Annotated in this window: 23 protein-coding genes; 21 read left to right on the forward strand and 2 right to left on the reverse strand. The window is 42.5% G+C overall.

Going from position 1 to position 24,370, the window contains the following annotated elements:
- Nucleotides 1–2: 2 nt before the first annotated feature.
- Nucleotides 3–1,154: an IscS subfamily cysteine desulfurase gene (locus tag DV702_RS03770; protein WP_114923541.1), complete on the reverse strand. Its 1,152-nt coding sequence runs from the start codon at nt 1,152–1,154 to the stop codon at nt 3–5.
- Between the two features lie 107 nt (nt 1,155–1,261).
- Here DV702_RS03770 and nadC point away from each other — a divergent pair, with 107 nt between their 5' ends.
- The 6 genes from nadC to DV702_RS03800 all read left to right on the forward strand — a co-directional run bounded on the left by nadC (nt 1,262) and on the right by DV702_RS03800 (nt 7,889).
- Entirely contained in the window at nt 1,262–2,116 is an 855-nt protein-coding gene (gene nadC / locus DV702_RS03775) for a carboxylating nicotinate-nucleotide diphosphorylase (protein ID WP_114923542.1), read from the forward strand.
- Nucleotides 2,116–3,219 (forward strand): quinolinate synthase NadA, encoded by a 1,104-nt coding sequence (gene nadA, locus DV702_RS03780; RefSeq protein ID WP_114925824.1) that lies wholly within the window; start codon nt 2,116–2,118, stop codon nt 3,217–3,219. Before nadC ends, nadA begins: the two co-directional genes overlap by 1 nt.
- 341 nt (nt 3,220–3,560) lie before the next feature.
- Nucleotides 3,561–4,658 (forward strand): glutamate 5-kinase, encoded by a 1,098-nt coding sequence (gene proB / locus DV702_RS03785; RefSeq protein WP_114925825.1) that lies wholly within the window; start codon nt 3,561–3,563, stop codon nt 4,656–4,658.
- 15 nt (nt 4,659–4,673) lie between these two features.
- A complete protein-coding gene (locus DV702_RS03790) occupies nt 4,674–5,918 on the forward strand; it encodes a glutamate-5-semialdehyde dehydrogenase (protein WP_114923543.1) in 1,245 nt (414 codons plus the stop codon).
- 18 nt (nt 5,919–5,936) lie between these two features.
- Nucleotides 5,937–7,010: a branched-chain amino acid aminotransferase gene (locus DV702_RS03795; RefSeq protein ID WP_114923544.1), complete on the forward strand. Its 1,074-nt coding sequence runs from the start codon at nt 5,937–5,939 to the stop codon at nt 7,008–7,010.
- Between the two features lie 87 nt (nt 7,011–7,097).
- Nucleotides 7,098–7,889, forward strand: coding sequence for a DUF6612 family protein (locus tag DV702_RS03800; RefSeq protein ID WP_114923545.1), 792 nt, complete (start codon nt 7,098–7,100; stop codon nt 7,887–7,889).
- A gap of 23 nt (nt 7,890–7,912) precedes the next feature.
- Here the strand turns inward: DV702_RS03800 and DV702_RS03805 are convergent, their stop codons facing one another.
- Complete coding sequence (locus DV702_RS03805) at nt 7,913–9,208, reverse strand: replication-associated recombination protein A (RefSeq protein ID WP_114923546.1); 1,296 nt, start codon at nt 9,206–9,208, stop codon at nt 7,913–7,915.
- Nucleotides 9,209–9,335: 127 nt separating this feature from the next.
- Between DV702_RS03805 and cymR the strand changes: the two genes are divergently transcribed.
- The 15 genes from cymR (at nt 9,336) to mtnN (ending at nt 23,993) form a co-directional block, all read left to right on the forward strand.
- The gene (cymR, locus tag DV702_RS03810) at nt 9,336–9,755 is read left to right on the forward strand and encodes a cysteine metabolism transcriptional regulator CymR (protein WP_114923547.1); all 420 of its coding nucleotides are present in this window, start codon (nt 9,336–9,338) and stop codon (nt 9,753–9,755) included.
- A gap of 13 nt (nt 9,756–9,768) precedes the next feature.
- On the forward strand, nt 9,769–10,917 hold the full coding sequence (locus DV702_RS03815) for a cysteine desulfurase family protein (RefSeq protein ID WP_114923548.1): 1,149 nt from the start codon (nt 9,769–9,771) through the stop codon (nt 10,915–10,917).
- 22 nt (nt 10,918–10,939) lie between these two features.
- Nucleotides 10,940–12,058: a tRNA 2-thiouridine(34) synthase MnmA gene (mnmA, locus tag DV702_RS03820; protein ID WP_114923549.1), complete on the forward strand. Its 1,119-nt coding sequence runs from the start codon at nt 10,940–10,942 to the stop codon at nt 12,056–12,058.
- 12 nt (nt 12,059–12,070) lie between these two features.
- Nucleotides 12,071–12,739 carry a tetratricopeptide repeat protein gene (locus tag DV702_RS03825; protein WP_114923550.1) on the forward strand — a complete coding sequence of 223 codons (669 nt, stop codon included), beginning with the start codon at nt 12,071–12,073 and terminating at the stop codon, nt 12,737–12,739.
- A 19-nt stretch (nt 12,740–12,758) separates the two neighbouring features.
- The gene (locus tag DV702_RS03830) at nt 12,759–15,188 is read left to right on the forward strand and encodes an SF1B family DNA helicase RecD2 (RefSeq protein WP_114923551.1); all 2,430 of its coding nucleotides are present in this window, start codon (nt 12,759–12,761) and stop codon (nt 15,186–15,188) included.
- Nucleotides 15,189–15,471: 283 nt separating this feature from the next.
- Entirely contained in the window at nt 15,472–18,105 is a 2,634-nt protein-coding gene (alaS, locus tag DV702_RS03835) for an alanine--tRNA ligase (protein WP_114923552.1), read from the forward strand.
- Nucleotides 18,106–18,185: 80 nt separating this feature from the next.
- Nucleotides 18,186–18,458, forward strand: coding sequence for an IreB family regulatory phosphoprotein (locus DV702_RS03840; protein WP_099687408.1), 273 nt, complete (start codon nt 18,186–18,188; stop codon nt 18,456–18,458).
- The gene (ruvX, locus tag DV702_RS03845; protein WP_114923553.1) at nt 18,455–18,874 is read left to right on the forward strand and encodes a Holliday junction resolvase RuvX; all 420 of its coding nucleotides are present in this window, start codon (nt 18,455–18,457) and stop codon (nt 18,872–18,874) included. Before DV702_RS03840 ends, ruvX begins: the two co-directional genes overlap by 4 nt.
- Before the next feature lie 11 nt (nt 18,875–18,885).
- Entirely contained in the window at nt 18,886–19,176 is a 291-nt protein-coding gene (locus DV702_RS03850; protein ID WP_114923554.1) for a DUF1292 domain-containing protein, read from the forward strand.
- 81 nt (nt 19,177–19,257) lie between these two features.
- On the forward strand, nt 19,258–20,394 hold the full coding sequence (gene mltG, locus DV702_RS03855) for an endolytic transglycosylase MltG (RefSeq protein ID WP_114923555.1): 1,137 nt from the start codon (nt 19,258–19,260) through the stop codon (nt 20,392–20,394).
- Between the two features lie 27 nt (nt 20,395–20,421).
- Nucleotides 20,422–21,057 carry an O-methyltransferase gene (locus tag DV702_RS03860; RefSeq protein WP_114923556.1) on the forward strand — a complete coding sequence of 212 codons (636 nt, stop codon included), beginning with the start codon at nt 20,422–20,424 and terminating at the stop codon, nt 21,055–21,057.
- A 29-nt stretch (nt 21,058–21,086) separates the two neighbouring features.
- Complete coding sequence (udk, locus tag DV702_RS03865) at nt 21,087–21,722, forward strand: uridine kinase (RefSeq protein WP_114923557.1); 636 nt, start codon at nt 21,087–21,089, stop codon at nt 21,720–21,722.
- Nucleotides 21,723–21,835: 113 nt separating this feature from the next.
- Nucleotides 21,836–22,312 (forward strand): transcription elongation factor GreA, encoded by a 477-nt coding sequence (greA, locus tag DV702_RS03870; protein WP_114923558.1) that lies wholly within the window; start codon nt 21,836–21,838, stop codon nt 22,310–22,312.
- A gap of 106 nt (nt 22,313–22,418) precedes the next feature.
- On the forward strand, nt 22,419–23,192 hold the full coding sequence (locus DV702_RS03875) for a YrrS family protein (RefSeq protein ID WP_114923559.1): 774 nt from the start codon (nt 22,419–22,421) through the stop codon (nt 23,190–23,192).
- A gap of 108 nt (nt 23,193–23,300) precedes the next feature.
- The gene (gene mtnN, locus DV702_RS03880; protein ID WP_114923560.1) at nt 23,301–23,993 is read left to right on the forward strand and encodes a 5'-methylthioadenosine/S-adenosylhomocysteine nucleosidase; all 693 of its coding nucleotides are present in this window, start codon (nt 23,301–23,303) and stop codon (nt 23,991–23,993) included.
- Nucleotides 23,994–24,370 lie beyond the last annotated feature (377 nt).

Raw genomic sequence — 24,370 nt, forward strand, 5'->3', positions numbered from 1 at the left:
CTCTACTGTATGACTGCTTTTTCATTTCTTGTATGAAGCGTTTGGGCGATATCCAATAACGCATCTGCTAATAACATTGTGTTTTCTACTGTGGACGTGTGACCGAATGAAATCCGCACCAATCCTTTTGCGACAGTCGGTGAGATCTTCATGGCTGTCATCGTTGTAGATGATTGCTGTTGTCCTACCTGACATGCACTTCCTGTAGATACTGCAAAGCCTCGCCTATTTAATTCTAACATAAGTAGTTGTCCTTCTGAACCATTGACGCAAAAACCAATAATATGAGGCAACTGGAATTTGTCAGTGCCATAAATGGTGAAGTGTTGTTTTTTTGATTGCAACTTTTCTAGTAGAAGTGTTCGTAATGACTGATAAGTTTCGTATTCATTTGCGACTTCAGCAAGCTCAGCTGCTCTAATAAACGCAGCAATTGCTGGTACGTTCACCGTCCCTCCGCGAAATCCTCTCTCTTGAACTACACCCGGGAATAAAGGAACTGCACGAATACGCGGATTGATGTAGACTGCTCCTACCCCTTTAGGTCCGTATAATTTATGGCTAGAAACAGACAGACTATCTACGTATGGAGTAATTTGACGTATGTGTAGCTTTCCGAAAGATTGGACACAGTCACTATGTACTAAAATGTCTCGTTGCTTTACCAGATCAAAAACTGCACGAATCGGCTGAATCGTACCAATTTCAGGATTGCAATGCTGCACAGACACAACGATCGTATCCTCAGTAATGGCTGCTTCAAGTTCTTCTAGATCAATCATTCCTTCCGGAGTAAACGACACAGTCGTAATGCGGAACCCTCGCTCATTCAAATAGGCGGCTGCGGAATGAATAGAAGGATGCTCTGCAGCGGTAATAATTATATGATTCCCTTTACTTCTAGCGGAGTATGCTAAAGATAGTAATGCGAGTGAATTACTTTCAGTCCCGCCAGAAGTGAAATATAAACCAGCTGGATGAACGTCCAGTAGTTCGCCTAATCGTTGTCGACATTGCGTCAATATATTTTGTGCCATTCCACCTTCATCGTGCAAACTTGTCGTATTGCCAAAATATTGTTGTGCGATTGCGACATATACTTCCGCTGCTTCATTGTGCAGAGGAGTAGTTGCTGCATAATCGAAATAATGCAAAATGAATGACCTCCTACGATAAATTATGTATTCATCTTGTCATAGAATGATAAATATGTAAAGATAGGTGTAAAGACAACTCAAGGATAGTGCGTAGGAGGATATAAATGAATAGAATCAAATTAATTTCCATGCTTGAGCAATTTTTTCTAGAAGATGTAGGGGATGGTGACTTATCAGCTACTACATTATTTCCTTGCGATGCGATTGGCGAAATGCGGTTGATTGCGAAAGAGGCAGGAGTCTTTTGTGGGAAAGAAATCATAGTCGAAGGGTTCAGATTAATGGATCCTGCGATTCAAGTGACTTGCAGTATAGAAGACGGAGAAGCAATGAGTGATCAGCAAGTTTTGGCTACAGCGATAGGCCCTGTTCGCGGTTTATTATCTGCAGAACGTGTGATTTTGAACTGTGTGCAACGTATGAGCGCCATTTCTACAAAAACAGCTCGTTTGATCGAACGGATGCAGCCTAGTCAGACGCGCTTATGTGATACGAGAAAGACCGCCCCTGGATTACGTATGCTTGATAAATATGCTGTCCGTGTAGGCGGCGGATATAATCATCGTACAGGTTTATACGATGCGGTCATGTTAAAGGACAATCACCTAGCATATGCAGGATCTATTATGGCAGCTGTTGCGCAATTGCGTGAACGTCTTGGGCATACAGTGAAAATAGAAGTCGAAATAGAAACGTTAGAGCAGCTAATGGAGGCGATAGAAGCTGCCCCTGATATTATTATGTTCGACAACAGAACGCCCGCTCAAATTAGCGAATGGTTGCCATTGGTTCCGTCGTCTATCATTACGGAAGCTTCTGGAATGATTACAGAACAGACAATTGCTGACTATGGTCAGACGGGAATCGATTACATATCTGTAGGCGCGTTGACGCACTCAGTCACCGCCGCGGACATTAGCGCAAATTTAGAAATTAGAAAGCAGGGGAATGAAAAATGATGTCAATTATGGATGCAGTAAAAGCAGAAGGAATGTTACCCGAGCGATACAAATCGCTTACTGTTTCAGAGATGAAAGAAAGAATCCGCCATATTAAAGCGACGCTTGGGACGAAGTTATTTATTCCAGGACATCATTATCAAAAGAATGAAGTCATCCAATTTGCGGATGCTACAGGTGATTCGCTTCAATTGGCACAAATTTGTGCAGCGAATGAGCAAGCGGAACATATTGTTTTTTGTGGTGTGCACTTTATGGCCGAGACTGCTGATATTTTGACGACAGAAAACCAAAAAGTATATTTGCCGGATATGCGTGCGGGTTGTTCCATGGCAGATATGGCGGATATATTCCAAACAGAACGTGCGTGGGTAGAATTGGAGAAGCGCTTCGGAGATACGATTATTCCTTTAACGTATGTTAACTCCACTGCAGCAATTAAGGCGTTTGTCGGCCGCCATGGGGGAGCAACCGTCACTTCTTCAAATGCGGCGGAAATTGTAGAGTGGGCATTTACACAAAAGAAACGCATCTTGTTTTTGCCCGACCAACATTTAGGGCGTAATACGGCATACAGTTTAGGCGTGCCGCTTGACCATATGGCTGTATGGAATCCTATTACAGATGTTTTGGAATATGATGGCGTGGATGAAAAGTGTCAGGTGATTTTGTGGAAAGGTCATTGCTCCGTACATGAAAATTTTACTGTTGCTAACATCGAAAGTCTTCGTCGTACGGAACCAGATCGTAAAATTATTGTACATCCTGAATGTTCTTATGAAGTCGTCTCTCTATCAGATGATAATGGATCGACAAAATATATTATCGATCAAATTCAATCAGCGGCACCCGGTACGAAATGGGCAATTGGAACAGAGATGAATTTAGTGAATCGGCTCATAGAAAATCATCCTGAACAAGATATTATTTCATTGAATCCGTTAATGTGTCCTTGTTTAACGATGAACCGCATCGATCTTCCTCACTTATTATGGTGTTTAGAAAGTATTGTAGAAGGCGCCGGACATAATATGATTACAGTAGATGATGAAACTTCCGAAGAAGCCATTGCTGCACTCGATCGCATGTTGCAACGTCCATAAATCAATTTTCAACTTGACAATTGCGTCAATTATTGTATGATTGTGAAAATAGAAGATGAACGTTGATGAAGGATTAGTAGACAAATAGTACGTGCTAGAGAGCGGATTCCAGCGGCTGAAAGTTTCCGTCACATTGCATTTGTTGAACCTGCCTTTGGAGTCTTATGAAAACATAAGCGCGGACCCCGGCGTTATGGGGAGAGCGGGATTCTGTAATGGAATCCAATACTGGTGGCACCGCGGAAGCAAAGTCCTTTCGTCCTGATTATAGGATGATTGGGCTTTTTTTCATGGTTTTTGTTAAATATGAAGTGATTTATAGGAATGGCGGGAGAATGAAGATGAAAAAACAGCGAATTGTTGTGAAAATAGGTAGCAGCTCACTGACAAATGATAATGGGGAAATCGATCAACTGAAATTCAATGATCACGTAGATGCGTTGGCCATGTTGAAAAATATAGGTCATGAAGTCATAGTCGTTTCTTCAGGAGCGGTGGCGGCGGGTTTTGCCCGACTTGGATATCCATCCCGCCCTGTGACGATTAAAGGGAAGCAAGCGGCAGCGGCTGTCGGACAAAGCTTATTGATCCAGTCGTATATAGAACGGTTTAGTGAACATGCGGTAGTTCCCGCACAAATCCTTTTAACACGGCTCGACTTCTCTAACCGAGAGCGGTATAACAATGCATTTGCGGCCATGTCGGAACTATTGGATCGGGGAATTATGCCGATTATCAATGAAAACGATACAGTTTCCGTTGAAGAATTGACATTTGGCGATAATGATATGTTATCTGCACTCGTAAGCGGATTTTTACATGCCGACCAACTAATTATCCTGACTGATGTGAATGGGATTTATACGAGCAATCCACGCCTAGATCCTGATGCCGTGCGTTTGACTCATTTAGATGAAATTACAGACGAATTATTGAGTGGAACAGATGAGTTAGGATCAAAAGTAGGCACCGGGGGTATGCGCTCGAAGCTACTGGCGGCCAAGACTGCACATACATTAGCGGTTCCTGTCTTTATCGGCACAGGGTATGGCCCGACTAAACTATTAGATATTTTAAAAGGGCATGGAGATGGGACGTATATTTCCAGCCCGTTCGGCAGTGTGATTAATACGAAACGGCAATGGATTGCCCTGCATTCAGAATCGACCGGCCGTCTGTATGTGGATCAAGGAGCAGAAACAGCTATTTTACATAATGGTCGTAGTTTATTGCCGGCGGGTGTATTTAAAGTCCAAGGAAGCTTTGAAGTAGGGGAAGTAGTGGAAGTGTATGGGGTGGAAGGGCTAATCGGCAAAGGAGAAGTGACCTATTCTTCTGACCAATTAAGAGATACTTTACTAAAAAGAGTGAGACAAGCAGAACGATTTGAACCGATGCTTGAAGTAATTCACCGCGATCGCTGGGTACAAGTACAATAAAAGGGGAGACTAACAATGAGTGAAATTAGACGAAAAGGACAAGCCGCTAAAGAAGCTAGCGTAGCACTGAATATCGCAACGGCTGATCAGAAAAACGAAGCGTTGCAATTAATTGCAAGTCAACTGTTAGAAGAACAACAAGAACTTCTTGCAGAAAACAAGAAAGATATTGACGAAGGCCGTGATAAAGGCATTGAATCAGCAGTGTTGGATCGGATTTTGCTAACGCCCGAACGAATCGAAGCGATGGCGGAAGGTGTTCGGTTAGTTGTCGATTTAAAAGACCCGATCGGTGAAACATTGGAAGAAATAGAGAAAGAAAATGGTTTACATATCGCCCGTAAACGCGTGCCGATCGGTGTTATCGCGATGATCTATGAAGCGCGTCCCAATGTGACGATTGATGCAGCTTCTTTAGCCTTGAAGACAGGTAATGCAGTCATTTTACGCGGAAGTTCATCTGCAAAACATTCAAATTTGGCACTTTGGCGTGTGATCCAGCGTGGACTCGCGAAAAGTTCCCTGCCCGTGGATTCTGTCCAATTAATAGAAGACACGAGTCGCGAAACGGCAAAAGAATTATTTACACTCAATGAATATGTAGACGTTCTGATCCCGCGCGGTGGTGCGAAGTTGATCCAAACTGTCATTCGTGAATCCACGGTTCCTGTCATTGAAACGGGTGCAGGAAATTGTCATATATTCATTGATCAATCAGCTGATAAGCAAATGGCGATCAATATTGTTGTAAACGCAAAAACTCATCGTCCATCCGTTTGTAATGCGATTGAAACAGTCATTATAGATGAACAATGGCTGAACGAGTATGGAGACGCGTTATTTGCTGAACTGCGCAAAAAAAACGTCCGGTTGCTCGGAGACTCTGCTGTTCAACAAATCGATGGATCGATAGAAAGTGTCGATGCAACGGATTGGACGAGCGAGTTCTTAGATTTAACATTACGTGTGAAAAGTGTTAAGAATATAGAGCAGGCACTCGACCATATTAAGCAGTTCAGTACGAAGCATTCAGAAGGAATTATTACGCAGTCAGACGAACATGCGGAAAGATTTTTCAACAGTGTAGATGCCGCAGCTGTCTATGTAAACGCCTCTACGCGCTTTACTGATGGGTTTGAATTCGGCTATGGCGCAGAAATGGGCATCAGCACACAAAAGTTGCATGCAAGAGGTCCAATGGGATTAGAAGCATTGACTTCATCCAAGTTCGTTATTAAAGGAACAGGTCAAATTAGATAATACTCAGGAGGTTTTACGATGACAACTCAGATTATGATTAATCAAACGACACAACCAAAAGAAAAGCCCGCAGCAGATAATCCATTAGCATTCGGTACTATTTTTACGGATCATATGTTTGTGATGGATTATACGCATGGAACAGGCTGGCATGACGCGCGCATTGAGCCGTATGAGCCATTCTTGTTAGATCCGGCCGCAATTGTTCTCCACTACGGCCAAACAGTGTTTGAAGGGCTAAAAGCATATCTCAATGAAGAGAAAGAAGTGGTACTGTTTCGTCCGGAAGAAAATATGAAACGGCTGAATCGTTCCAATGATAGATTGTGCATGCCGAGCTTTGATGAGGAGTTCGTCTTGGAAGGTTTGAAGCAGTTAGTATCATTAGACGCTGATTGGATTCCCGATAGAGCAGGTACATCGCTGTACGTTCGTCCATTCATTTTCGCAACGCAGCCCTACTTAGGCGTAGCACCGTCGAAAAATTACCGCTTTATGATTATTCTTTCCCCAGTAGGACCTTACTACAAAGAAGGCATGAATCCAGTGAAAATTGCTGTGGAATCTCAATTCGTTCGTGCGGCAGTAGGCGGGACGGGCAGTGCAAAGACAGCGGGTAACTATGCGGGTGCGATGAAAGCGCAAGAAGTGGCAGAAGCGGGCGGCTATTCACAAGTATTGTGGCTAGACGCAAAAGAGCATCAATACATTGAAGAAGTCGGCGCTATGAACGTCTTTTTCAAAATTAACGGAGAAGTAATTACACCGAGTTTGAATGGGAGTATTTTAGAAGGAATTACACGGAAGTCAGTAATTGAATTGCTGCAATCGTGGAATATCCCCGTCATTGAACGCAAAGTATCTATTCAAGAAATCTTTGATGCAAACGAGGCGGGAACGCTTGAAGAAGCATTCGGCACAGGAACGGCCGCTGTTATTTCTCCGATGGGGGAATTGTTCTGGGACGGTAAAAAATGTGAAATTAACGATAACGAAATAGGTGAATTATCGTTAAAACTATATGATACGATTACGGGAATTCAGACGGGTGCGGTCGAAGATCCATTCGGCTGGGTAGTGAACGTAAAATAACTGTGCAAGTTTTCAAGAAACGATTCGTGACAAGTCCGCTTCTGTGAAGTACACTGTAAATAGTTTTGATTGAAAGGGAGTTTCTTGATGAACAAGCGAATATTCGTTTTATTCCTAGCTGTCATCCTATTTACAATGGCAGGATGCGGGAAGACTTCTTCCGCGCCATCGAGTCCGCAAGATGTACTCGATAAAGCAGAAGAAGCGATGAAAGAATTGAAATCAGTTCATTCGAGCATCGTTTATGATGAAAGCATCGTGACGTCTGATCCAGTAAAACGCACAAGCAAAAATGTACAAATCCAATCGAATGTAGAATTAGATCCTTTACAAGTTTCTGAAGAGGCGCTCTACAAAATACCTAAACAGGGACGTCAACAACTTCACATTTTTCAGCAACAAGACCAAATGGTAATTAAAGTGGATGAAGAACCTTGGCGTCAGTTGACAGAAGAACAACGTAACGGTTCATTTGGAGTCTTTTTACCGTTTGCCACGCCTGTGATGGATTTCGACTTGATCAAGCCATTTATGGAAACTGCTGAGATGGAAAAAGTCGATTACGGCTATGCATTACATTTTTCATTATCACCAGCACAATATCGTCAGTTGGTGAAAAATGTCTCCGTCTACAGCCATGAGCCGGAACGCTTGATCCATACGCATACAGGCTTTCCGGTCGTTGATAAAATGGATATTGAATTGCGTGTGAACGAAAAAACATTTTTCGTTACGGGTATAAAGCTTTCTGCGCAAGTGACTAGTTATTTTGAGCGTGACTATATACGCTACAAGCAAAAGATGGATGCGACGTATAGTTATTTTAATGACATTGATCCAGTAACTGCTCCTGCAGAGGCGGCAACGTTACTGCAATGAAGAAAATCCACGAAACCGGTTGGTTATCGTGGATTTTTTTTGCCTTTAAAAGATTGCAGTTTTTTATGAATAGCTGCCATTCTCGCTTCTTCCCCTGCCGCGACAGGTGTATAAAATGTAGTGCCTACTAACTGATCCGGTACGTATTGCTGATCAGTCCAACCGCCGAAAGAACCGACCGGCGTATCGTGAGGGTACACGTAACCGCCATGTCCGAGTGCCGCAGCCCCGTCGTAATGTGTATCACGTAAATGCATCGGAATTTCACCGGTCGGTTGATCGTGAAGTGTTTTCGTCGCTGCGTCAATTGCTTTATAGGCAGAGTTCGATTTAGAGGCGAGACACATTTCCACGACTGCAACAGACAAAGGAATACGCGCTTCAGGCATGCCTAAGCGTAGAGCCGCATCTGTAGCCGCCACTACATGAGCACCGATGTCTGGTGCGGCTAATCCTATATCTTCATAACTCATGACGAGCAAGCGTCGTGTGACAGCTGTAAGATCACCGATTTCAAGCAATTGCGCCAAATAATACAGAGCCGCGTCTACATCACTGCCACGTACACTTTTTTGCAATGCTGACAATAGATTATAGTGGTGAGATCCTTTTTTATCTCCTAGTAAACTGACCCTCGTCAATAATTGGGACAGAAGTTGATCTTCCACTAGTATTTTGCCGTCCTCTTCGTCGCTTGCTGCTAGGAGAGATTCTAAAAATGTCAGTGCTTTGCGTGCATCTCCATTCACGCCATCAGCAATTTTTTTTAGTTGCTCCGTCGTAATGTCGATGTTTTCCTGACCTACGCCTTTTTTGGGATCATGCAATGTTCGTTCTAGTAATTCGAGTAAATCATCCGGCTGCAACCGTTTTAATTGAACAATTTCGCCGCAACGCGAACGAATGGCCGGGTTTACGTCATGGAATGGATTCTCCGTCGTTGCCCCAATGAGTACAATCGAGCCGCTTTCTACATGAGGGAGCAAAGTATCCTGCTGTAATTTATTAAAACGGTGAATTTCATCTAAAAACAATAAAACTTTGCCGGTCATCCGCGCTTCTTTCACGACATCTTCTATATCTTTTTTTCCAGCAACAGTCGCATTCAAAGCGATGAACGGTAATTTTGACGTGCCAGCAATGGCATAAGCAAGAGACGTTTTGCCGATTCCCGGTTCACCATATAGTAAAAGTGAAGGGACATGCCCATTCGTAATCATTCGATATAAAGGAGTATTTTTGCCGATCACGTGATCTTGTCCAATCACTTCATCAATCGTCTCAGGCCGCATGCGGAAGGCCAAAGGTTCGTTATGCATGTATATCATCCCTCCGTACGTTTGTTCTTTCATTATATCGTAAACTATCATTGAAGTCATTTCGAAGAACACTAGCGAGAATTATGCTATACTAATTTCAGCAATTTCAGTAAAGGACGATGCCAAAATGAAAATTTCCACTAAAGGTCGATATGGACTCACAGTGATTGTAGAATTGGGAAGAAAATACGGGGAAGGACCTGTCCCATTGCGTAAAATCGCAGAAGAACAAAATTTATCCGAAGCTTATTTAGAACAATTAATTCCACCGTTGCGTAATAGTGGACTCGTAAAAAGTGTCCGCGGAGCATACGGCGGCTATAAATTAGCAAAAGATCCTTCAGAAATTTCCGCTGGAGATATTATTCGACTGTTAGAAGGACCCATCCAAATTGTCGAAGGACTTGAGGATGAGGATATTCCTCAACGCGAGTTATGGAAACGTATTGGTGACGCAATTCGCGGCGTGTTGGATCATACGACGATTAAAGATTTGATTGATTCTGATGATTCATCTGCTCCAGATGAATACATGTTCTATATTTAAAGGAGTTTGTAAAATGAAACAAGCAATCTATTTAGACTACGCTGCAACGACCCCTATGCACCCTGCTGTTCTTGAACGGTTTACGGAAGTTCTACAAGATTCGTACGGCAATCCGTCAAGCACCCATCAAGTGGGCAGAGAAGCAAAAAAACTACTGGAACAAGCACGTACCGTTCTTGCGCAGTCCATAAATGCTTCACCGCATGAAATTATACTGACCTCTGGAGGGACAGAAGCAGATAATTTAGCGATTATTGGTGCAGCAGACGCTATGCGTAATAAGGGACGCCATATTATTACGACAGCAATTGAACATCATGCGGTGTTAAATCCGTGTAAACAACTTGAGTCACAAGGCTATCATGTCACCTATTTACAACCGAATCGTACTGGCGTTATTACGGTTAAACAAGTAGAAGCCGCGTTAACAGATGATACCATTCTCGTATCCATCATGTATGGCAATAATGAGGTAGGAACAATTCAGCCAATAGCAGAAATCGGTGCTCTTTTAAAAACTCATCAAGCGATATTCCATACGGACGCAGTGCAAGCTTATGGAATAGCTGTCTTAGATGTGCAACAGATGCAAGTAGACTTACTATCGGTCTCCGCCCATAAGTTGAACGGTCCGAATGGCATAGGCTTTTTATATGAACGAAAAGGTGTAAAGCTCCCGGCACAAATTCTCGGCGGGTCACAAGAGAAACAAAGACGTGCAGGAACGGAAAATGTGCCAGCTACTCTCGCTTTTGCAGAAGCTGCAATGATTGCCGAACAAACGAAGGCAGACAACCAAAAACAGTATCAACACTATAAACAACGTATGCAAGAAATTTTTCAACAATATGAAATCAACTACGAAGTGACGGTGCCGGCTGAAGTTCCCGTACTGCCGCATGTCTTTCACATATCATTCCCGGGAGCAGATGTTGAAACATTATTAATGGGTCTAGATATTGAAGGGGTAGCGGTTTCCAGCGGGTCTGCTTGTACAGCGGGCTCTTTTGAACCTTCACATGTAGTGACTGCGATGTTTGGACCAGACGCAGAGAATGCGAGAAATTCCATTCGCATTAGTTTTGGCTATGGACTTTATATGTCTATGGTAGAAGAAGCGGCAGACCGGATCGCCACTGTGATCAAACGACTAGTGAAATGAATAAGTAAAGGATGAACTGAACATGACAACAAAAAAAGCACCCGCAAATACGCGTGTGGTCATTGGGATGTCTGGCGGAGTGGACTCTTCGGTTGCGGCATTACTTTTAAAACAGCAAGGATATGAAGTAATTGGAATCTTTATGAAAAACTGGGATGATACAGACGAATCAGGTCATTGCACCGCGACAGAAGATTTTGAAGATGTCCGCAGTGTCTGTGATCAAATCGGCATTCCGTATTATTCGGTAAACTTCGAGAAGCAATATTGGGATAAAGTATTTACGTATTTTTTAGATGAATATAAAGCAGGACGTACCCCGAATCCGGATGTCATGTGCAATAAAGAAATTAAATTCAAAGCATTTTTGGAGCACGCGAAAAATTTAGGTGCCGACTATTTGGCTACTGGTCATTATGCACAAGTGGTGGAGCGCAAAGACGGCGTCGCCATGCTTCGTGGTGTAGATACGAATAAAGACCAAACGTATTTCTTAAATCAGTTGACGCAAGCGCAATTGCAACAAGTAATGTTCCCTTTAGGGCATTTAGAAAAAACCAGTGTTCGAGAAATTGCAGAAGCTGCGGGTCTGGCCACAGCCAAGAAAAAGGATTCTACCGGAATATGTTTTATTGGAGAGCGGAATTTTAAAGAATTTCTAAGTGAATATTTACCCGCACGTCCGGGTGAAATGCAGACGATGGATGGTAAAGTAATGGGTACGCATGACGGACTCATGTATCACACGATCGGACAACGGCACGGACTCGGTATCGGCGGAGCAGGTGAACCTTGGTTTGCTGTAGGGAAAGATTTAGAGCGTAATGTACTACTAGTAGAGCAAGGTTTTTATCACGATGCGTTATTTTCTACTAGCTTACATGCAACAGAAATGAATATTTGTACAACAAAAAAATTACCTGAATCATTCAAATGCACAGCGAAATTCCGCTACCGCCAGCCGGATACTCATGTAACGGTACAATTGAACGGAGACCAAGCAGTCGTGACATTTGATGAGCCGGTTCGTGCAGTTACGCCAGGACAAGCGGTTGTATTATATGACGGAGAAGAATGTCTAGGTGGCGGCACGATTGACGAAGTGTTTAAAGATGGCAAGAAATTGACTTACGTAGGATGAGGGGGCGACAATATGTCAATTCATAATGACGCAATTTCCGAAATGCAAAAAGGGAATTATGAAAAAGCGATTGAGTTATTTATGAAAGCTGTAGAAGAAAATCCGAATGAAGCTACCGGCTATATTAATATCGGTAATATATTTGCATCACTCGGAGATGCGGAGCAGGCAGAGCCGTTCTTCCAAAAAGCATTAACTTTGGATGAGAAAGCAGGCACTGCATTTTACGGTTTAGCAAATCTCTACTATAACCAAGAACGTTTTGAAGAAGCGGCAAAACTTTATGAAAAAGCTTTGCAAACCGGATTGGAATCTGCTGACGTTTATTTCATGCTCGGGAAAAGTTTTGAACAGGCCGGCGCTGACCGTCTAGCACTGCCGTATATGCAACGCGCTGTGGAGCTAAGTGAAGAAGACCACGAAATCGCTTTGTCGTATGGCATATTATTAGCAAAACTGGAATTATTCAAAGAAGCGCAGCCGATTTTTGAAGCGATTTTACAAGCACAACCAGAGCATGCAGATGCCCATTACAATTTAGGGGTATTATACGCAGTTTCTACAGAAGACCAAAATCGTGCATTGTCTCATTTGGAACAAGCTTTTACGATTGAACCAGAACATACACAGGCTCGTTATTTGTATGACATGATTGTACTCGGCAGCGAGCAAAGCGAGTAATGGAAAGGAGGGCTCCAAGATGAATGAAGCACAACCTTACCTCATTGGTCGGGCGGTCGTGACGATTTTTCATAATCCGACGAATCTTTTTTCGATTGTTAAATTAAAAGTTACGTCTACCAATACAGAGTATAAAGAACGAGAGATTGTCATCAAAGGATCCTTTCCTCCGTTGTTAGCTGAAGAAGAGTATAAATTTACGGGACGCCTAGTCAACCATCCGGTGCATGGTCAACAATTTGATGTACAGACGTTTGCCAAAGAGTTGCCGGCTACTGAAGCTGGGCTCATCCACTATTTATCGGGTGATTTATTTCCGGGTATAGGCAAAAAGACAGCGAGTGATATTGTGAAAACTCTCGGCAATCATGTCATTCAAAAAATATTGGAAGACCGGTCTGTATTAGATGTCATCCCACGCCTGTCCGAAGAACGAAAAGACACACTCGTCTCCGTATTGCAAGAAAATCTCGGACTAGAACGTACGATGGTTCAACTGAATGAATGGGGATTTGGACCGCAAATTGCGATGCGTATTTATCAAGCATATCAAGATGATTCGATTACGATTTTAACAGAAAACCCGTACCGCCTCATTCAGGAAATTGAAGGGATCGGTTTTCAACGGGCGGATGATCTAGCGCAGCAGTTAGGGCTAGTAGGCGATCACCCCGCGCGTATTAAAGCCGCCGTCTATTATAGTGTACATAGTGAAGTACAATCTTCAGGACATGTTTATTTACAAGCGGAAGGTATTTTACCGCAAGCTAAACAATTACTTGAATCGAGCCAGCCACATAAAATTTCCTTCGACTCCATCTCTCAAGCAGTCATCGAATTGGTGGAAGAAGGCGCTTTGTCCGCTGAGATGCAACGTTTATATTTACCATCGCTTTACTTTTCAGAAATTGGTATTGCCGCTAAAGTAAACAAAATACTTGCACATGAAGTGGATTCGCAATTCCCTACATCCGAAATTCGAAAAGCGATTGGCGAAATTGAAGAGCGTTTGGAAGTGGAGTATGCACAATCTCAAGTCGAGGCGATTGAACGTGCGCTCCATTCGTCCATGCTCGTGTTGACCGGAGGACCGGGAACGGGTAAAACGACAGTTATCCGCGGATTAGTGGAAGTCTATGCTGAACTGCACGGTGTATCGCTGGACTTGGAAGAATATGCACGTAAAAAAGAACCGTTCCCGATTATTTTAGCTGCACCGACGGGTCGTGCCGCCAAGCGGATGTCAGAAGCTACCGGTCTGCCTGCTATGACGATCCATCGCCTTTTAGGGTTCACAGGGCAGGAAGAGGAAGAAACAGAGCGTGAAGTAGAAGGAAATTTAATTATTATCGATGAAACATCCATGGTTGACACGTGGCTCATGCATCAGTTGTTAAAATCTGTACGTGATGATGCGCAAATTTTATTTGTAGGAGACCAAGATCAACTGCCTTCTGTAGGACCCGGTCAAGTATTACACGATTTCATGCAATCAGGAAAAATTCCTGTCGTTGAACTGACGGACATTTTCCGGCAAAGTGAAGGATCAACCATTATAGAAATGGCACATATGATCAAACAGAAGACGTGGTCGGTAGATGTCACAAAAAAGACATCAGACCGTTCATTTATTCGAGCATCTGGAGAACAAATCCTACCGGCTGTCAAACAAATTATTGAAAATGCTACTTCAAAAGGTCATTCCATCAAAGATATTCAAGTATTGGCGCCGATGTACAAAGGACCTGCAGGCATCGACGGGTTGAATAAAATGATTCAGGAAATAACGAATCCACCCGCTCCCGGAAGAAAAGAAATGACATTCGGTGAAGTGACTTATCGAATCGGCGACAAAGTGTTGCAACTAGTCAATCAGCCGGAGAGCAATGTCTTCAATGGGGATATGGGTGAAGTCATTGCGATTATTTTAGCGAAAGAAACAGTAGATAAAAAAGCATTACTCGTCGTCTCATATGATGGCAATGAAGTGCAATATGAACGTGGTGATTTGAACCAGATTACACTTGCTTATTGCTGTTCCATTCATAAATCTCAAGGAAGTGAATTTCCGATCGTAGTAATGCCGATCGTAAGAAGCCAGCGGAAAATGCTTCGTCGTAATTTATTATATACCGGAATCACCCGGGCGAAAAACTTCTTAATCCTTTGCGGGGAAGCAGAGGAATTTAAAGCGGGAATTGAACGCACGGATGAAACAGAACGCCAAACGACGTTGCAGCAACGGATTTCAGGAACGTTGGATGTACTCGAAACGACTGTCGAGACTGTAGAGGAACCTCAAACATCGGTTTCTGAACCATCGCAAACACTTGAACCGACTGTAGAAACAGGTCCCGCAAAATTGACGATGAGTAATTTCGCTATGATTGATCCGATGGTCGGCATGGCAAATACGACACCTTTCGACTTTCTGGGCGAGACTAATTGACAAAGTACTAGAACTTTCCTATAATTCGTTTAGAAATAACGAAAACGTTGATGGAACGAGTACTCTTGAATTCTGTGTAAAGAAATGAGCTTCCAGGCTGAAAAAGCTCACATAAGAAACGAGAGGAACGCTATTCCTAAGTGCAACTAATCCCTGCCGTCCTTGCCGCGTTAAGGCAACTCGAGATACCGCATATGCGGTAATTAGGGTGGTACCGCGATCAATGAACCTTCGCCCCTTTACATAAGGGGTGGAGTTTTTTTAATTTTAGGAGGAACAGACGATGAAAAAACTAACGGCATCTGAAATTCGCCAACTATTTTTAGACTATTTCAAAGAACATGGACATACTGTAGAACCATCAGCGGCATTAGTGCCAGTTGATGATGCATCTTTGTTATGGATTAACAGTGGCGTCGCGACATTGAAGAAATATTTCGATGGACGAGTAATTCCTGATAATCCACGAATCGCCAATGCACAAAAGTCGATTCGTACAAATGATATTGAAAACGTAGGCTATACAGCGCGTCACCATACATTCTTTGAAATGCTTGGCAACTTTTCCATTGGTGACTACTTTAAAGAAGAAGCGATCGTTCGAGCGTGGGATTTTCTGACGAACGAAAAATGGATCGGCTTTGATCCGGAATTATTATCCGTCACGATTCATCCGGAAGATGAAGAAGCGTATGCTATTTGGAGAGGCCGTATCGGTATACCTGCAGAGCGCATCATTCGGTTGGAAGGAAACTTCTGGGATATCGGAGAAGGTCCAAGCGGTCCGAACTCTGAAATCTTCTATGATCGCGGTCCAAGCTACGGCGATGATTTCTCAGACCCGGAATTATATCCAGGCGGAGAAAATGATCGTTATTTAGAAATTTGGAACTTAGTGTTTTCTGAATTCAATCATAATCCCGATCATACGTATACACCGCTTCCTAAGAAAAATATTGATACAGGGATGGGTCTAGAACGCATGGCATCAGTTATTCAAGATGTGCCAACGAACTTTGATACCGATCTATTTATGCCGATTATCGAAGCGGTGGAAAATGTTTCAGGCAGAAAATATGGGGAAACTACGGAAGCAGACACTGCTTTCAAAGTGATCGTCGACCATATTCGTACCGTTGCATTCGCGATCGGTGATGGAGCACTACCGTCCAATGAAGGACGCGGCTATGTATTGCGCCGACTTCTAAGACGAGCTGTACGTTTTGCAAAACAGCTGGGCATTGATAAGCCGTTCATGTACATGCTAGTACCGATCGTAGGAGATATTATGAAAGACTTCTACCCTGAAGTACATGACAAGCAAGCATTTATTATGAAAGTTGTGAAAAACGAGGAAGATCGTTTCCATGAAACATTACATGACGGAATGGCGATTCTTTCCACGATTCTTGAAAAAGCAAAAGCTTCTGACTTACCTATTGTATCAGGCAGCGACGCATTCAAGTTATACGACACTTTTGGATTCCCATTTGAATTAACAGAGGAATTTGCGCTAGAAGAGAATGTCGCTGTAGACCGCATCGGGTTTGATGAAGAAATGGCTACCCAACGTGAACGCGCACGCGCAGCACGTGCGGTTTCTGATTCTATGCATGTGCAGTCAGGTGTTCTAGGTGAAATTCATGAACCGAGTGAATTTATCGGCTACGGACAGTTGGAAACAGATGCAGTCATAAAGGTATTAATACAAGATGGTCAGCGCATTGCCAGTGCTGCGGAAGGTCAAACCGTTCAAGTCATCCTTGATCACACACCTTTTTACGCAGAAAGTGGTGGACAGATTGCAGACAAAGGAACATTGACGAATGAAACATTTATTGCGGAAGTGTCAGATGTTCAAAAAGCGCCAAACGGTCAAAACCTGCATACTGTATTCATTAGTTCAGGTGAGGTTAGTGAAGGTGCTACAGTGAAAGCGGCAGTCGATGAGCATTCACGCAGTCTAACTGTCAAAAACCACACAGCTACTCATTTATTGCACCGAGCGTTAAAAGATGTGTTGGGTGAACATGTTAATCAGGCAGGTTCATACGTAGGTCCAGATCGTCTGCGTTTTGACTTCTCCCACTTCGGTCAAGTGACTAAAGAAGAGCTAGAACGCATTGAATATCAAGTGAATGAACAGATTTGGGCAAGTATACCTGTTGAAACTACGTTAGCGCCAATCGCAGAAGCGAAAGAAATGGGTGCTATGGCATTATTTGGTGAAAAGTATGGGGATATTGTGCGTGTAGTAACAGTAGGCGACTACTCCATCGAACTTTGTGGAGGCTGTCACGTCCATAATACAGCTGATATCAATCTTCTTAAAATCGTTTCCGAAGGCGGGATTGGAGCCGGAACACGCAGAATTGAAGCATTCACTGGTGGACAGGCATTCCGTTCATTCAAAGAAGATCAATCAGTTATTGAAAAAGTAGCTACCACAGCGAAAGCTACACCGAAAACAGTCATTGCAAAAGTGGAAGCTATTCTGTCTGATTATAAGGAACTTCAGCGTGAGAACGAATCGTTGCAAGCGAAGATGGGTAACAGCCAATTGGCGGATGTTATGGCTTCTGCACGACAAGTAGAAGACGTCACAGTTATCGCGGCAAACGTGGAAGTGAAAGATAATAATGGGTTGCGTCAACTGATTGATGAACTGAAACAAAAAACAGCTAAAGGTATTATTGTTTTAGGAACAGTCACTGACGGTAAAGTAATGTTGGCTGCAGGAGTGACGAACGATTTAAACGGAAGTAACTACCATGCAGGTAAAATTGTTAGTTACGTCGCGTCACAGTGTGGCGGTAAAGGTGGCGGTAGACCGGACATGGCAATGGCCGGAGCAAAAGACGCGTCAAAACTTGATGATGCGCTTCAATCCGTGTATGATTATGTAAAATCTGTTTAACTAAATCATCTATGCGCTAGAAGCGTTAGACAATGTAATAGATGTACACATAACGGAAAACGGAAAGCGGGGTGTCGAGTATGAATTCATCAGATGAAACGATGAAATTCAACTTTCCTGAAGAGTCGATGGAGGAAGAAGTCAAAGCAGTAATGCTCCATGTATACAAATCATTGGAAGAAAAAGGCTATAACCCGATCAACCAGATTGTCGGCTATTTACTATCCGGAGATCCAGCTTATATTCCACGTCATGAAGATGCTCGCAATCAAATACGAAAATTAGAACGCGATGAAATTCTTGAAGAATTAGTAAAGTTCTACATCCGTGAGAATAGAGGCAAAACAGAATGAGAATTATGGGGTTGGACGTCGGCTCTAAAACAGTCGGCGTTGCAATTAGCGATAGTTTCGGCTGGACTGCACAAGGTATCGAAACGATTAAAATAGATGAAGCGGCAGGATTGTTTGGTCTAGAAAGAATCGCAGAACTAACGAAGGAATATGAAGTGAATGAATTTGTCGTCGGTTATCCTAAGAATATGAATAACTCAGTGGGCCCAAGAGGACAAGCTTCGGAACGATACGCTGAAAAATTGCGTAAGAAGTTTGATCTTCCTGTGGTTCTTTGGGATGAGCGCCTGACGACAATGGCTGCCGAGCGCGTATTAATCGAAGCAGATGTAAGCCGTAAAAAACGCAAAACCGTAATCGATAAAATGGCAGCTAGTATGATTTTGCAAGGCTTTTTAGACTCAAAAAAAATGTAGGAGTGATTGGAATGGAACACGGACAAGAAACAATGACGATTGTAGACGAGAATGGCGATGAGCATGTATGCGAAGTAATCTTAACATTTGATTCGAAAGAATATGAAAGATCGTATGTGCTGTATCATATTTTAGACGGTGAAAAAGTAGATGATGATGAAGACGTTGAAATCCACGCTTCTGCTTTCATTCCGACAGAAGAAGGACAAGATGGCGGTTCATTGCTTGAAATCGAGTCAGATGAAGAATGGGACATGATTGAAGAAGTACTAAACACGTTCCTTGAAGAAGAAGAAGAGTAAAACATGCGACAGACGGAATGGTTCGTACCGTTCCGTCTTTTTTAACACAATTTAGCAGTCGCAGAAAAAGAGGTGAGGGGTATGGAAAAAAAGCCCCAAAGAAAAAAAGAGGTCATGTTTGAACGTATGCTAGAACAAAAAAAAGAAGTGAAAACTGTTCGTAAAATCGTATTTTGGATCGTCACCATCTTATTATTAGTAGCGTTAATCGGCGGCTTCTCAATTTATTCATACATAAAAGGTGCACTTGAACCGATGGATCCGGATTCGGAGAAAATAATCGAAGTGGAAATTCCCATTGGCTCCGGATTAGATAGTATATCCGAAATTCTTGAGAAGAAAGAAGTTATTAAAGACGCACGAATCTTTAAGTATTATGCAAAAGTAAATAATGAAGCTGATTTCCAAGCCGGAACGTACGGTTTAACACAATCGATGACACCCGATGAATTGATTAAAAGCTTAAAGACCGGGGTTGTCTACAGAACACCTGCTTTCACATTAACTATACCTGAAGGTTTAACGCTTGATCAAATTGCTGAAAAAACGAGTGAGAAAACAACGATCACTGAAAAGCAATTCATGGATTATGTAACTAATGAAGAAACGATTCAAGCTTATATGACAAAATATCCTGAAATTATTACGAAGGAAATTTTAGCAGACAATATCCGCTATTCTTTGGAAGGCTATTTATTCCCGGCGACGTATCCTTTCTATGAAGAAGAGCCGTCGGTGAAGGAAGTTGTCGATGTAATGGTGGATGCAACTGTACAAAATTTGATTCCTTATCAAGGCTATTGGACAGAGAAAGAAAAGTCCGCACACTGGCTATTAACATTTGCTTCATTGCTTGAGAAAGAAGCAACGGGCAAATCGGATCGTGAAACTATTGCAAGTGTCTTTAATAATCGTTTAGCACAGGGGATGCCTTTACAAACAGACCCAACTGTTTTATACGCACTGGGCGAACATAAAGACCGAGTGTTAAATGAAGACTTGAAAGTAGAAAATGCTTATAATACGTACCAAAATAAAGGACTACCACCAGGGCCTATCGCAAATACTGGAGTAGCTTCTATACAAGCGGTCGTCGAGCCGTCTTCAACTAACTATTTATTTTTCTTAGCGGATAAAGATGGGAAAAATCATTTCGCTAAAACATATGAAGAACATTTAAAAAATAAAGCGAAGTATATTGATAGTCAAAATAAATGACATGAAAAGAGTAAAGGGGAAGTCTGCATGAGTGATTACACTGCCTATATTAACGGCTTTTCTAAAGAGAAGGATCCGCTCGTGCTAGAGATGGAACAGTATGCTAGTGAGCATCGGGTACCGATTATGGATGATGCGGGCTTACAAACATTAATTGGTTTGCTTCAAGTACAGCAGCCTAAGCGAATCCTTGAAATTGGCAGTGCGATTGGCTATTCAGGCATTCGTTTAGCGCAAGCTTTCCCGCAAGCGGTTATTTACACCATTGAACGTGATACAGAGCGTTATGAAAAAGCTGTGGAGTATATTGAGCGAAGTGGGCTAGTTGATCGGATTCATATCATTCATGCGGATGCTTTAGATTTCGATGATATTCAACTGCACGAGCAGCTATTCGATGCGTTGTTTATCGATGCGGCAAAAGGACAGTACATGAAATTCTTCGAAAAATATAGTCCGTTCGTCAATAAAACAGGTGTAATTTATTGCGACAATATGTTTATGCATGGTATGGTGCTGTTGTCTGATGAAGAGCTTCCAAAACGGAATCGTACGATGATTCGGAATTTGAAAACATTCACGACTTGGGCTATGCAGCATGAGCAGTATGAGACATCGCTCGTACCAATGGGTGATGGAATTTTGATTGCAGTAAAAAAATAACTATTAAAAAGCAGTAAAGGGGAATCCCTGTGAAGAATAAACCAGTCGTGATCGGTATTACAGGCGGCTCGGGCTCCGGTAAGACTAGTGTCACTAAGAAAATTCATGAAGTATTCCAAGGTCACTCCGTTGTTGTGATTGAGCAAGACGATTATTATAAGGATCAGTCGGAAAAATCGTTGGAAGAAAGACTGCAAACAAATTATGATCATCCATTAGCTTTCGATACGGATTTATTGATTGAACACATTCATCAGTTGCTTAACAGGCAGTCCATTCAAAAGCCGACTTATGATTATACGATTCATACGCGCTCTGAAGAAACGGAAATCATTGAATCGCAAGACGTCATTATTTTAGAAGGCATTCTCGTGCTGGAAGATGAACGGTTGCGCGACTTAATGGATATTAAATTATTCGTCGATACGGATTCGGATATTCGAATTATCCGTAGAATTTTACGAGATATTAATGATCGTGGACGAACGGTGGATTCTGTAATCGATCAATATTTATCCGTTGTGCGCCCTATGCATAATCAGTTTATCGAGCCAACGAAAAAATATGCTAATATAATTATTCCAGAAGGCGGCGAGAATGCAGTCGCTATTGACTTAATGGTAACGAAAATAAAAACAATTCTTGCGTCTACTGAAGAAGTGTAATATGATGATGACATAATTTTAACTTAATTCACAAAAAAGTTCGATTATGTCACATAGTTGATAGTAGAGTAGCATAATATTTTTCATGAACAGAAATTGAGGAGTGTTGGTAAATGGTTTCAGAAAAGAAATTCCCAATGACGGTAGCGGGAAAGCAAAAATTAGAAGATGAACTAGAATATTTGAAAACGGTTAAACGTAAAGAAGTAGTAGAACGTATTAAAGTTGCGAGAAGCTATGGCGACCTTTCGGAAAACTCCGAGTATGATTCTGCGAAGGAAGATCAAGCATTTGTAGAGGGGAAGATATCCTCTTTAGAATCTATGATCCGCAATGCGGTGATCATTACAGAAGACGAACTGAATACTGATGAAGTACAGTTGGGTAAGACGGTAACATTTAAAGAACTGCCAAATGGTGAAGAAGAGACATATACGATTGTAGGTTCCGCTGAAGCGAATCCGGTAGAAGGGTTGATTTCCAACGATTCACCGATTGCGAAAGCGTTAATCGGACGTAAAAAAGGGGATCGAGTGAAGATTCAAACTCCCGGCGGTGAAATGTCAGTTGAAGTACTCGAGATAAAATGACAAGGTACCGTCTTCTCATAGGCAGAAGGCGGTATTGCTTTATGTTTATGTACAGATACGTCTATTTGGACAAGTGTACTAGATTTGTATAAAAGGAGATGTCAACATGGCGGATCGAGATCCTAATTTATCTAGGACTTCACGTAAAAAGGGGAACAAGGCAACAAGCGTCAACAAAACGTTAAATATTTTGATTGGTGTAGTTGTTCTGCTGATTGCTGTTGTCGGAATTACATTTGTTCTGGGTGATGATAAAGAAGAAGCAAAAGAAAATAAGCAGGTTGAATCCGAGCGAGCAGAGCAAGCACCGATTGAACCAATCTTCGTCGAAGAGGATGACGCTTCAGAAGATTTAGCTTCGTCAGAAAGTCAAAGCACTGAACAAACGAATGAAGAAACAGCTGTAGAGCCGGTCCTACCTGAAGAAGAACCTGTAGTAGAAGAAGTGCAACCGGAGCCAGAGCCTGTAGTAGAGCCACAACCTAAGCCGGAACCGAAACCAGAACCAAAACCAGAACCAAAACCAGAACCAAAACCAGAACCAAAACCAAAACCGGAACCAAAACCGGCAGCGAAAGATCCGGTGAAAAAATCTGTAGTGGATCCAAATTGGAAGCCTGTAGGCACAAAGCAGACAGGACAACATGAATCTAAATATGATGGTACGTCAGCAGACTGGCATGAGAAGAAAAAAGCCATTTCGTATGCGACAGGTCAATCAGAAAAAGATTTAATCTATTTACGTATTCAAAATGGTGGAAGTCCTCAAAAAGCAGAGGGAATTGTCACTACTCATGATAACTCTAAAAAATATAAAGTATATCTTGAATGGATCGATGGACAAGGCTGGAAACCAGTGAAAATGGATGTATTGAAGTAACTATGAGTCAACAAAAGATCCGGGTGAGTGAAATGCAAAAGTGCACTACACTTACCCGGATCTTAAAAGTTACAGTGCTACAATGAATGATTGAAGGAGAGGAACTGTATGAAAATCGCTATCGTAGGCGCTATGGAAGAAGAAGTTGAAATACTGCGTAGAGAAATCGGATTAGGAAAAATCACAACTATTGCCAATTGTGAATTCATCGAAGGGAAAGTCGGTAAGCATCAGGTCATCGTGACAAAAAGCGGGATCGGTAAAGTAAACGCTGCCATGGCGACGACTATTTTACTACAAAACTATAAGCCTGATGTAGTGTTAAACACAGGTTCAGCGGGCGGCACACATCCTGATCTAGAAGTAGGGACAGTCGTGATTTCAGATTATGTCCTACATCATGACGTGGACGTTACAGCGTTCGGTTATGAATTAGGGCAAGTACCGCAACTGCCTGCAAGTTTCCCTTCAGATCCCAATTTAATCAATTTAGCAAGAGAAGCCGTAGTAGAACTTGATACATACGAGCACGCAGTCGGAAGCATTGCCTCCGCAGATACATTCATGTCAGATCCAGAAAACGTCATGCGGGTAAAAAAGAGGTTTCCTCGAGTGATCGCTGTAGAAATGGAAGCTGCTGCCGTCGCGCAAGTTTGCTATCAATTCCAAACGAAGTGCGTAGTCATTCGCGCGCTATCAGACATCGCTGGAAAAGAATCAACAGTCAGCTTCGACGAATTTTTACCACTCGCTGCCAAACACTCGTCACAGATTGTTTTGCGAGTCATCTCGAAACTTTAACGGTTCTATGGTAAAATTAATAAGTAGACAACGTAATAGATCGTTTCGTTGAGAGGAGGGACAACCAATGGGATTCCTAATGGGTGGGATATTTGTAGTAACAGCTGTATTGGCGGCAGTAATTTTACGTGAGGTCAAAGCAGACTAACAACCAAAATAAAGCGTTTCCGATAGCCAAGGGCCACCCCTTCGCAAACCAATCGGAAACGCTTTTTACATCCAAAAGCGAAAACGCCGTATAGGCTCGACAGGCGTTGGAAGACGTACCACAAAGGCGCATTTTGCCTTTTTGGTACGTCTGAAACGACCCGAGAGCCTGGCGTTAGCAGCTAGATGACACCAAAAGCGAAAACGCCGTATAGGCTCGACAGGCGTTG

This window comes from Sporosarcina sp. PTS2304, assembly GCF_003351785.1.
GTDB lineage: Bacteria > Bacillota > Bacilli > Bacillales_A > Planococcaceae > Sporosarcina.

Excerpts from the sequence above, each read along its gene's own strand:
- nadC (WP_114923542.1), top strand. The coding sequence starts at position 1,262 with ATGAATAGAATCAAATTAATTTCCATGCTTGAGCAATTTTTTCTAGAA.
- nadA (WP_114925824.1), top strand. The coding sequence starts at position 2,116 with ATGTCAATTATGGATGCAGTAAAAGCAGAAGGAATGTTACCCGAGCGA.
- proB (WP_114925825.1), top strand. The coding sequence starts at position 3,561 with ATGAAAAAACAGCGAATTGTTGTGAAAATAGGTAGCAGCTCACTGACA.
- DV702_RS03790 (WP_114923543.1), top strand. The coding sequence starts at position 4,674 with ATGAGTGAAATTAGACGAAAAGGACAAGCCGCTAAAGAAGCTAGCGTA.
- DV702_RS03795 (WP_114923544.1), top strand. The coding sequence starts at position 5,937 with ATGACAACTCAGATTATGATTAATCAAACGACACAACCAAAAGAAAAG.
- DV702_RS03800 (WP_114923545.1), top strand. The coding sequence starts at position 7,098 with ATGAACAAGCGAATATTCGTTTTATTCCTAGCTGTCATCCTATTTACA.
- DV702_RS03805 (WP_114923546.1), bottom strand. The coding sequence starts at position 9,208 with ATGCATAACGAACCTTTGGCCTTCCGCATGCGGCCTGAGACGATTGAT.
- cymR (WP_114923547.1), top strand. The coding sequence starts at position 9,336 with ATGAAAATTTCCACTAAAGGTCGATATGGACTCACAGTGATTGTAGAA.
- DV702_RS03815 (WP_114923548.1), top strand. The coding sequence starts at position 9,769 with ATGAAACAAGCAATCTATTTAGACTACGCTGCAACGACCCCTATGCAC.
- mnmA (WP_114923549.1), top strand. The coding sequence starts at position 10,940 with ATGACAACAAAAAAAGCACCCGCAAATACGCGTGTGGTCATTGGGATG.
- DV702_RS03825 (WP_114923550.1), top strand. The coding sequence starts at position 12,071 with ATGTCAATTCATAATGACGCAATTTCCGAAATGCAAAAAGGGAATTAT.
- DV702_RS03830 (WP_114923551.1), top strand. The coding sequence starts at position 12,759 with ATGAATGAAGCACAACCTTACCTCATTGGTCGGGCGGTCGTGACGATT.
- alaS (WP_114923552.1), top strand. The coding sequence starts at position 15,472 with ATGAAAAAACTAACGGCATCTGAAATTCGCCAACTATTTTTAGACTAT.
- DV702_RS03840 (WP_099687408.1), top strand. The coding sequence starts at position 18,186 with ATGAATTCATCAGATGAAACGATGAAATTCAACTTTCCTGAAGAGTCG.
- ruvX (WP_114923553.1), top strand. The coding sequence starts at position 18,455 with ATGAGAATTATGGGGTTGGACGTCGGCTCTAAAACAGTCGGCGTTGCA.
- DV702_RS03850 (WP_114923554.1), top strand. The coding sequence starts at position 18,886 with ATGGAACACGGACAAGAAACAATGACGATTGTAGACGAGAATGGCGAT.
- mltG (WP_114923555.1), top strand. The coding sequence starts at position 19,258 with ATGGAAAAAAAGCCCCAAAGAAAAAAAGAGGTCATGTTTGAACGTATG.
- DV702_RS03860 (WP_114923556.1), top strand. The coding sequence starts at position 20,422 with ATGAGTGATTACACTGCCTATATTAACGGCTTTTCTAAAGAGAAGGAT.
- greA (WP_114923558.1), top strand. The coding sequence starts at position 21,836 with ATGGTTTCAGAAAAGAAATTCCCAATGACGGTAGCGGGAAAGCAAAAA.
- DV702_RS03875 (WP_114923559.1), top strand. The coding sequence starts at position 22,419 with ATGGCGGATCGAGATCCTAATTTATCTAGGACTTCACGTAAAAAGGGG.
- mtnN (WP_114923560.1), top strand. The coding sequence starts at position 23,301 with ATGAAAATCGCTATCGTAGGCGCTATGGAAGAAGAAGTTGAAATACTG.